The organism is Mycobacterium sp. (genome assembly GCF_032162105.1).
Classification (GTDB): domain Bacteria; phylum Actinomycetota; class Actinomycetes; order Mycobacteriales; family Mycobacteriaceae; genus Mycobacterium.
Map to the genome: position 1 here is coordinate 1 of NZ_JAVRPS010000393.1, position 9398 is coordinate 9398.

10 protein-coding genes are annotated in these 9398 nt (G+C 68.0%); 9 read left to right on the top strand and 1 reads right to left on the bottom strand.

Going from position 1 to position 9398, the window contains the following annotated elements; translation table 11 throughout:
* Position 1 precedes the first annotated feature (1 nt).
* Positions 2-904 carry a site-specific tyrosine recombinase gene (locus tag QOC69_RS20080; RefSeq protein ID WP_526442797.1) on the top strand — a complete coding sequence of 301 codons (903 nt, stop codon included), beginning with the start codon at positions 2-4 and terminating at the stop codon, positions 902-904.
* A gap of 4 nt (positions 905-908) precedes the next feature.
* On the top strand, positions 909-1955 hold the full coding sequence (locus QOC69_RS20085; protein ID WP_526442799.1) for a flavin-containing monooxygenase: 1047 nt from the start codon (positions 909-911) through the stop codon (positions 1953-1955).
* Here the strand turns inward: QOC69_RS20085 and QOC69_RS20090 are convergent.
* Positions 1947-2699: an O-methyltransferase gene (locus QOC69_RS20090; protein WP_526442801.1), complete on the bottom strand. Its 753-nt coding sequence runs from the start codon at positions 2697-2699 to the stop codon at positions 1947-1949. The two genes, QOC69_RS20085 and QOC69_RS20090, sit on opposite strands and share 9 nt — an antisense overlap.
* Before the next feature lie 139 nt (positions 2700-2838).
* On the opposite strand from QOC69_RS20090, the gene QOC69_RS20095 reads away from it, so the two are divergent.
* The 7 genes from QOC69_RS20095 to QOC69_RS20125 form a co-directional block, all read left to right on the top strand.
* Positions 2839-3696 (top strand): ParA family protein, encoded by an 858-nt coding sequence (locus QOC69_RS20095; protein ID WP_526442803.1) that lies wholly within the window; start codon positions 2839-2841, stop codon positions 3694-3696.
* Positions 3693-4547: a segregation/condensation protein A gene (locus QOC69_RS20100; protein WP_526442805.1), complete on the top strand. Its 855-nt coding sequence runs from the start codon at positions 3693-3695 to the stop codon at positions 4545-4547. The genes QOC69_RS20095 and QOC69_RS20100 overlap by 4 nt, the downstream gene beginning before the upstream one ends.
* Entirely contained in the window at positions 4544-5245 is a 702-nt protein-coding gene (gene scpB, locus QOC69_RS20105; RefSeq protein ID WP_526442807.1) for an SMC-Scp complex subunit ScpB, read from the top strand. The genes QOC69_RS20100 and scpB overlap by 4 nt, the downstream gene beginning before the upstream one ends.
* A 1-nt stretch (position 5246) precedes the next feature.
* Entirely contained in the window at positions 5247-5993 is a 747-nt protein-coding gene (locus tag QOC69_RS20110) for a pseudouridine synthase (RefSeq protein ID WP_526442809.1), read from the top strand.
* Entirely contained in the window at positions 5990-6676 is a 687-nt protein-coding gene (gene cmk, locus QOC69_RS20115) for a (d)CMP kinase (protein WP_526442811.1), read from the top strand. The genes QOC69_RS20110 and cmk overlap by 4 nt, the downstream gene beginning before the upstream one ends.
* Positions 6673-8085 (top strand): ribosome biogenesis GTPase Der, encoded by a 1413-nt coding sequence (der, locus tag QOC69_RS20120; protein WP_526442813.1) that lies wholly within the window; start codon positions 6673-6675, stop codon positions 8083-8085. Before cmk ends, der begins: the two co-directional genes overlap by 4 nt.
* Positions 8086-8308: 223 nt before the next feature.
* On the top strand, positions 8309-9398 hold a 1090-nt coding region (locus QOC69_RS20125), incomplete at its 3' end, for a GAF domain-containing protein (protein WP_526442815.1).

Here is a 9398-nt window from a genome sequence, read left to right on the forward strand (position 1 = left end):
TGTGGTCCGTGCCTACGTCGACCACCTGGCGGTCGAACGAGGCGTGGCCGCGAACACCCTCACGTCCTACCGACGTGATCTAGGCCGATATTCGGACTTCCTCGCCCACGCGGGTATCACCTCCATCGACGCCGTCGACGCGCTCACGGTGACCGCGTTTCTGGCGTACCTGCGTGAGGGTGATGCCGACCATCCGCCACTGTCGGCGACCTCATCGGCGCGCGCGGTGGTCGTAGTTCGTGGTCTGCACCGCTTCGCGCTGCGCGACGGGCTGGTCGCCGAGGACGTGGCGCACGGTGTCCGGCCGCCCACCGCCCCCCGTCGACTGCCCAAGGCGATCGCGGTTGACGAGGTGGAGCGGCTGCTGGAGGCCGCTGGGTACGCCGGCACGAGCCTCGCGCTGCGAGATCGTGCGCTGCTGGAGCTGCTGTACGCAACGGGTGCCCGCATCTCGGAGGCAGTCGGCCTCGCGGTCGACGATGTCGACCTGCCGGAGCGCACGGACCTGCTCAGTGGCAAGGGCGGGAAGCAGCGCCGAGTACCACTCGGCTCCTTCGCGGCGCGTGCGGTGCAGGCCTATCTCGTCCAGTCCCGCCCGGGACTCGCCGCTGGCGGCACCGGCACGCCGATGGTGTTCCTCAACTCCCGAGGCGGCCCGCTGTCGCGTCAGTCGGCCTGGGTGGTGCTGCGCACGGCTGCCGAGCGCGCCGGGCTGGCGAGCGGGATCTCCCCGCACACGCTGCGGCACTCGTTCGCGACACATCTCATGGAGGGCGGCGCGGACGTCCGCGTCGTGCAGGAACTGCTCGGCCACGCGTCGGTGACGACGACACAGATCTACACGATGGTCACGGTCAACGCGCTGCGCGAAGTATGGGCCGGAGCGCATCCGCGGGCGCGGTAGATTTTTGGCCGTGCATCAGGTCGCGATCATCGGGGCGGGCCCGGCGGGTGTCTCGGCGGCGCTCAGCCTGCACGACCGCGGTCTTCGTCCGCTGCTGATCGACCGCGCCGAGGTGGGCGCGTCGTGGCGGCGTCGCTACGACCAGCTCAAGCTGAACACCGGCAGACCCTTCTCGCACCTGCCCGATCGGCCGTATCCGAAGGGGACGCCGATGTTCCCGACCCGCGACGACGTCGTGGCCCATCTCGACCGGCACGCCCACCAGCACGGCATCGAGTTGCGGCTCGACACCGCGGTGGACCGGATCGACCCACGGCCGGGCGGGTGGCTGCTGCGGACGTCGGCTGGCGACGTCGATGCACGGCAGGTCGTGATCGCGACCGGCTACATGCACACACCGCACATCCCCGACTGGCCCGGCAGGGACGGCTTCACCGGTGACCTGTTGCACTCGTCCGAGTACCGCAACCCGACGCCGTATGCGGGCAAGCAGGTCATGGTCATCGGATCCGGCTCGTCCGGGATGGAGGTTGCGCACGACCTGACCACGGGCGGCGCGGCCAAGGTGTGGTTGACGGTCCGCACGCCGCCCAACGTCATGTTGCGGGGTGGTCCGGCGGGGCTTCCCGGCGACGTGATCGCGACGCCGCTGTATCACGCGCCGCCCCGCGTCGCCGACGCGATCGCTCGATTCGGTCGTCGAATGCTCCTGGGAGATCTCACCGACGTCATCGATGCGATCCGGGACGGATCCATCGAAGTCGTCGGCGACGTGGAGGCCTTTGATGGCGACACCGTTTCATTGGCGGACGGGAGCCGGATCCGGCCGGGTGTCGTGATCTGCGCGACGGGTTATCTGCCCGGCCTCGGAGCACTCGTCGGGCACCTGGGTGTTCTCGACGGACGCGGCATGCCGGTGGCCAAACGCGGCGAGCCCGCTGCGGACCGTCTGCGGTTCCTCGGATATCTGGCTCGCCCGTCGCTCATCGGTTCGGTGGCCAAGACGTCGAAACGCATGGCCAAACAGATCGCCGACGAGCTGTCAGCTTAGGTACTCCGACTCGAGCACCAGGTCAGCGAGCAGCGTCTGGTACTCGGCGTGGGTCTTGTGCTCGACGGTGTTCCATCCCTTGCCCTGCTGTTCCTGCATGTAGGCGCGGTACTTCGGGGCGCCGGGGAACTTGACGTTGTCGGCGACGACGATCGATCCGGTGTGCAGCCAGCCGCGGTCCAGGATGCTCTGCAGGTCGGTGAGGTAGACGCTCTTCTCGTGGTCGATGAACACGAAGTCGAGGGTTCCGGCACCGAAACCTGGCGCGGCGGCCAGCGCGTCCAGCGTGCTGCCGCCGTCACCGATGGTGCCGACCACACACGTGACGCGGTCACCGACCCCGGCGTGCTCCCAGATGCGCCGCGCGTTGGCGGCGTTGGCCTCGGCCAATTCGACGGAGTACACCTTGGCTTCCGGCGCGGCGCGGGCGATCCGCAGTGCGCTGTAGCCGACGTAGGTACCCAGTTCCAGGGCCAGCTTCGGGTTCGCGCGCTGAACGGCGGCGTCGAGCAGCGCGCCCTTCTCGTCACCGACATTGATCAGAAACGACTGCTCGTAGGCGAATTCGTCGATCGTGGCCAGGACCCCGTCGATGTCGCCTTTGCTGGCGTTGGCGAGGACGTAGTCGACGACGGCGGCCTCGCGTCCGTCGCCGATCTGACCCGTCGTGGAGATGTTGCGGGCGCCGAGCGCGAGTCGGAGAAACGACCAGCGCAGGAACGGGAGGCGCTGCTTCAGGCTCATGATTGGCAGCCTAGGCCCGTCACCGGCGGATTTGGCGGCCAGGTTGCCCGCCCGGTTGGCCATTGCGGGCCTGCTCAACCGTTAGACTTCACCGGATGTTCGCCATGGGTGTGGGTTGTCTGATCTGCGACGGTCAGGCATGAGCGAGGACGGCAGCGACGGCGTCGGCCTGACCGGACGTCCACCCCGGGTGATTCCCGAGCCGAAGCCCAAGAGCTTGCACGGGCCGGCCAAGGTGGTCGCGATGTGCAATCAGAAGGGCGGCGTCGGCAAGACGACGTCGACGATCAACCTCGGCGCGGCGCTCGCCGAATACGGCAGGCGTGTGTTGCTGGTCGACCTCGACCCACAGGGTGCGCTGTCGGCCGGACTGGGCGTGCCGCACTACGAGCTGGACCACACGGTGCACAACCTGTTGGTCGAGCCACGGGTGTCCATCGACGAGGTACTGATCAAGACCCGCGTCAAGGGCCTCGACCTGGTGCCCAGCAACATCGATCTGTCCGCCGCCGAGATCCAGCTGGTCAATGAGGTGGGCCGCGAGCAGTCGCTGGCGCGGGCGCTGCATCCGGTGCTGGACCGCTACGACTACGTGCTGATCGACTGCCAGCCGTCCCTCGGCTTGCTCACCGTCAACGGGCTGGCCTGCGCGGACGGCGTCATCATCCCCACGGAGTGCGAGTACTTCTCGCTGCGCGGTCTGGCACTTTTGACCGACACCGTCGCCAAGGTGCGCGACCGGCTCAACCCCAGGCTCGACATCAGCGGCATCCTCATCACCCGCTTCGACACCAGGACCGTCAATGCCCGCGAGGTGATGGCCCGCGTGCTGGAGCGGTTCGGCGATCTGGTCTTCGACACCGTGATCGCGCGGACGGTCCGCTTCCCCGAGACCAGCGTCGCAGGCGAGCCGATCACCACGTGGGCGCCGAAATCCGGTGGCGCCCAGGCGTACCGGTCGCTCGCGCGTGAGGTCATCGACCGGATGGGCGCGTGAGCACCGAAACCACACCGGACAGCGGAACCGCCCCGGAGGCGGCATCGGATGATTCACCGCAAACGGGTTTCCGGGTTCGGCTGACCAATTTCGAGGGACCCTTCGATCTGCTGTTGCAGCTGATCTTCGCGCACCGGCTCGACGTCACCGAGGTGGCGTTGCACACGGTCACCGACGACTTCATCGCCTACACCAAGGCAGCCGCGAAGCAGCTCGAACTCGACGAGACGACGGCGTTCCTGGTCATCGCCGCCACGCTGCTCGACCTCAAGGCCGCGCGCCTGCTGCCCGCGGGAGAAGTGCACGACGAGGACGACCTCGCCCTGCTCGAGGTCCGCGACCTTCTGTTCGCCCGGCTGCTGCAGTACCGGGCCTACAAGCACGTCGCCGTGATGTTCGCCGAGCTGGAGGCGGCCGCACTGCGCAGCTACCCCAGGGCGGTGGCTCTGGAGGACCGGTACGAAGACCTGATGCCCGAGGTGATGCTTGGCGTGGACGCCGAGCGGTTCGCCCAGATCGCCGCGGCGACCTTCACCCCGCGGCCGGTGCCGACGGTGGCCACCGAGCACCTCCACGCGCCGTCGGTGTCCGTGCCGGAACAGGCACGGCATGTGCTGACGTTGCTCGAGCGGCGCGGCATCGGGCAGTGGTTGACGTTCGCCGACCTGGTTGCCGACTGCGCGGGCGGGATCGAGATCGTCGGACGGTTCCTGGCGCTGCTCGAATTGTTCCGGGCTCGGACGGTAGCATTCGAGCAATTAGAACCGCTTGGAGTGCTGCAGGTTTCGTGGACCGGCAACCGGCCCGACGACGAACACCTGGCAACGGCGGTGGAAGAGACAGACTCATGACAGAAGACTTTCCGGGAAACGTCGACGAGATCGATCTGGGCATCGACGTCGCGACGGCCCCTGAGCTGGACGACGCCGAACTCGGCGCGGCGCTCGAGGCACTGCTCCTGGTGGTGGACACCCCGGTGCCCGAGGATGCCCTGGCGGCGGCACTCGACCAGCCCGCCTACCGGATCGCGGCCAAGCTGCGGCTGATGGCAGAGGAGCTCACCGCCCGCGACAGCGGCATCGACCTCCGCGAGGCCGGCGGTGGCTGGCGCATGTACACCAGGTCCCGCTTCGCCCCCTACGTCGAGCGGCTGTTGCTCGACGGCACCCGGTCGAAGTTGACCAGGGCAGCGCTCGAAACGCTGGCGGTGGTCGCCTACCGGCAGCCGGTGAGCAGGGTGCGGGTGAGCGCGGTGCGAGGGGTCAACGTCGATGCGGTGATGCGCACTCTGCTGGCCCGCGGCCTGATCACCGAAGCAGGCGTCGACCCCGACTCGGGCGCAGTCACTTTCGCGACGACGGAGCTGTTCCTGGAGCGGCTCGGGCTGTCCTCGCTGACCGACCTGCCCGACATTGCACCGCTGTTGCCCGACATCGACAACATCGACGACATCACCGAATCGCTCGGGGACGAGCCGCGTTTCATGAGGCTCGGCGGCGCTCCGGCCGCCACCGAGCCGTCGTTGTCCTTCGACGTGGATCGGGACTGACGTGGCCGAAGAAGATGAGGGCATCCGACTGCAGAAGGTGTTGTCGCAGGCGGGAGTTGCGTCGCGCAGGGTCGCGGAGAAGATGATCAAGGACCGTCGCGTCGAGGTCGACGGCCACATCGTGACCGAGATGGGCACCCGCGTCGATCCCAACGTATCGGTGATCCGGTTGGACGGTGCCCGGATCACGATCGACGACACGATGGTCTACCTGGCGATCAACAAAGAGCGCGGCATGCACTCGACGATGTCCGACGATCAGGGCAGGCCGTGCGTCGGCGACCTCGTCGAGTACCGAGTTCGCGGAAACAAGAAGCTCTTTCACGTCGGCCGGCTCGATGCCGACACCGAGGGACTGTTGATCCTGACGAACGACGGCGAACTGGCGCATCGCCTGATGCACCCGTCGTACGAGGTGCCCAAGACCTACCTGGCCACCGTGCTCGGTTCGGTGCCACGAGGGCTGGGCAAGACGCTGCGGGACGGTGTCGAGCTGGACGACGGGCCGGTTCACGTCGACGACTTCGCCGTGGTGGATGCGGTGCCAGGCAAGTCGCTGGTGCGGGTCACACTGCACGAGGGGCGCAAGCGGATCGTGCGGCGTCTCCTGGCCCACGTCGGCTTCCCCGTCAAGGAACTGGTGCGCACGGACATCGGCGCGGTATCGCTGGGCGAGCAGCGTCCCGGCAGCATCCGCGTGTTGACCGGCAAGGAGATCGGCGAACTCTACAAGGCGGTGGGGATGTGAGCGGCTCGGTGACGATTGCCGTGGACGGGCCAGCTGGAACGGGAAAGTCCTCGGTGTCAAGGGGATTGGCTCGCGCACTTGGCGCGCGCTACCTCGACACCGGGTCGATGTACCGGATCGTGACGTTGGCGGCGCTGCGCGCCGGTGTCGACGTGAACGACGGTGCCAGGGTGGGCGCGCTCGCCGGTGGCGTCGACATGGCGGTCGGCTTCGATCCCGATGAGGACCTTTCCTACCTTGCGGGAGAGGACGTTTCGGCCGAGATTCGCGGCGACGCCGTGACCAGGGCGGTGTCCGCGGTGTCGGCGGTACCTGCCGTGCGCACCCTCCTGGTGCAGCGGCAGCGCGAGCTGGCGGCGGGCCAGGACAGCGTCGTGGTCGAGGGACGTGACATCGGCACGGTGGTGCTGCCCGACGCCGACGTCAAGATCTTCCTGACCGCGTCCGCCGACGAACGGGCGCGACGCCGTAACGACCAGAACGTCGCGAACGGGCTCGGCGACGACTACGACGCAGTGCTTGCCGACGTGCGGCGCCGCGACCACTTGGACTCCACGCGCGCGGTGTCACCGCTGCGGGCAGCCGACGACGCGATGATCGTCGACTCCAGCGACATGACCGAATCCGAAGTGGTGGCGCATCTTCTGGACCTGGTCGAGCAGCGAGCCGGGGCGCGGCGATGAGCGAACTTGATTCGGATGGAACCTGGGTCGACGAGGCCGACTGGGAGCTGACGCCCGAGGACGTGTCGGCCGACCTCGAAGAGGTGTCGACCCCGCCGCCGGTGGTCGCCGTCGTCGGGCGGCCCAACGTCGGAAAGTCGACGTTGGTAAACCGCATCCTGGGGCGGCGTGAGGCCGTCGTGCAGGACGTGCCGGGCGTCACCCGAGACCGGGTCTCCTACGAGGCGAACTGGCTCGGCCGCCGGTTCTTCGTGCAGGACACCGGCGGCTGGGAGCCGGATGCCAAGGGTCTGCAGCAACTGGTGGCCGAGCAGGCGTCGGTGGCGATGCGCACGGCGGACGCGATAATCCTCGTGGTCGACGCCGTCGTCGGGGCGACGACGGCCGACGAGGCGGCGGCCAAGCGGTTGCAGAAGTCCGGCAAGCCGGTGTTCCTGGCGGCCAACAAGGTCGACAACGAACGCGTCGAGGCCGAGGCCGCCGCGTTGTGGTCGCTCGGGCTGGGGGAGCCGCATCCGGTCAGCGCGATGCACGGCCGCGGCGTGGCCGACCTGCTCGACAAGGTCATGGAGACGCTGCCGGAGGCGTCGGCGGTGGCGTCGGGGACCGGTCCGCGACGGGTGGCGCTGGTCGGCAAGCCGAACGTCGGGAAGAGCTCGCTGTTGAACCGGTTGACCGGCGATGAGCGGTCGGTGGTCCACGACGTCGCGGGCACCACGGTGGACCCGGTCGACTCGCTGATCGAATTAGACGGCAAGACATGGCGTTTCGTCGACACGGCCGGTCTGCGCCGCAAGGTCGGTCAGGCCAGTGGCCACGAGTTCTACGCGTCGGTCCGCACCCGTGGCGCCATCGACGCCGCCGAGGTCGTCGTCGTCCTGATCGACTCGTCGCAGCCGTTGACCGAGCAGGATCAGCGGGTGCTGACGATGGTGATCGAGGCCGGCCGGGCGCTGGTGCTGGCGTTCAACAAGTGGGATCTGATGGACGAGGACCGGCGCTATCTCCTCGACCGCGAGATCGATCTGGACTTGGCGCAGGTGCAGTGGGCGCAGCGGGTGAACATCTCGGCGAAGACCGGCCGGTCGGTGCAGAGGTTGGTGCCCGCTCTAGAGAGTGCACTCGAATCGTGGGACGCCCGGATTTCGACGGGCCGGCTCAACACCTTCTTCAAGGAGATCGTCGCCGCGACCCCGCCGCCGGTGCGGGGCGGCAAGCAGCCCAAGATCCTGTTCGCCACGCAGGCGACGGCGCGCCCGCCGACCTTCGTGCTGTTCACCTCGGGCTTCTTGGAGGCGGGTTACCGGCGGTTCCTCGAGCGCAAGCTGCGCGAGACGTTCGGCTTCGACGGCAGCCCGATCCGCATCAACGTGCGGGTGCGCGAGAAGCGGGGTCCGCGCTCTCGCTAGGTTGCCGCGGCGCCACTCGCGCGATTCTGGTAGGCCGCCGGTGCTCCACCGGCCACAGTTGTGTGTGTTCCGCGTCGTCGAAGTGGGCGTTTTCACCCTATGGCGGCGGCGTGGACGGTGATGTGGAATTGTTTTCGCGGAAGGCTGGCGGCAGCCTTGAGGTTCGGCCGGGGGTAGTGATGAGACGGCACAACACCGGGTGAGGTCGACCATCCTCAGCAGGTTGGCCGGGCCGCTCATGGCCGCGTTGGCAGTGGCCGCGGTGAGCGGTCTCATTGCGCTGCTCACCCCGCACGTTCCCGCGCCATACCTGCTAGTGGTCTATGTGCTCGTGGTGATGGCTGTCGCCGTGGTGTGGGGCACCAGCATGGCAATATTTGCTGCCGTTCTGAGCGTCGTTCTGTTCAACTACCTGTTCGTCCGTCCGCCGTTCGCGTTCCATTTGGAAGACCCGTCGAACATCATCGGCTCGGTCGCTTTCCTGGCAACTGCGATCATCGTCGGTCGGCTGGCGTCGCGTTTGCGGCGGACAGCGCTGGAGTCGGAGCGCCTCTCGGAGGAGCAGTTAGCACTGCGGCGAATTGCGACGCTGGTCGCACAGTCGGCTCCGGCGTCGGCAGTCTTCGGGGCCGTCACGCGGGAAGTCGGTCTTCTGTGCGGTGCCGATCTCGCGCGCATGGAGCGCTACGAGGAGGACGGAACGGTGACGGGCATTGCCGCTTGGAGCAGGGTGCCGGCCGAACTCGCCGTCGGCACGCGGTTCTCGCTCGTGGGACCGAGCATCGCCCGCGAGGTCCTGCAGAACGGGGGTCCCGTACGGGTGGCGAGTTTCGCTGGCGCAACAGGCGCGATCGCTCAGGAGGCGCTCGGGGTCGGTATCCGCTCGTCGGTCGGCTGCCCGATCACCGTCGCCGGGCTCCTGTGGGGGGTGATCGCGGCCTCGACGAAGAGCAATGAGCCGTTCCCGGCGAACACGGAATCACAGATCGCCAACTTCACCGACTTGGTCGCGACGGCCGTTGCGAATGCTGAAAGCCTGGAGCAGCTGGCGGCATCCCGCGCACGAGTCGTCGCCGCAGCAGATCAGGCGCGGCACCGGTTCGAGCGGAACTTGCACGACGGAGCCCAGCAACGGCTCGTCTCGCTCGCGTTCCATCTGCGCATCGCCCGCGACGCGGTGCCCGCGGAATTACCGTCAGTTCGCGCGGACCTCGACCGGGCAATCGAAGAACTCGTCGCGTCGTTGGAGGACTTGCGTGAGCTATCGCAGGGACTGCATCCAGCGGTCCTATCCCACGGCGGCCTCGGTCCTG

Coding starts and splice junctions, on each gene's coding strand:
- QOC69_RS20090 (WP_526442801.1), bottom strand. CDS start 2,699: ATGAGCCTGAAGCAGCGCCTCCCGTTCCTGCGCTGGTCGTTTCTCCGA.
- QOC69_RS20095 (WP_526442803.1), top strand. CDS start 2,839: ATGAGCGAGGACGGCAGCGACGGCGTCGGCCTGACCGGACGTCCACCC.
- der (WP_526442813.1), top strand. CDS start 6,673: ATGAGCGAACTTGATTCGGATGGAACCTGGGTCGACGAGGCCGACTGG.
- scpB (WP_526442807.1), top strand. CDS start 4,544: ATGACAGAAGACTTTCCGGGAAACGTCGACGAGATCGATCTGGGCATC.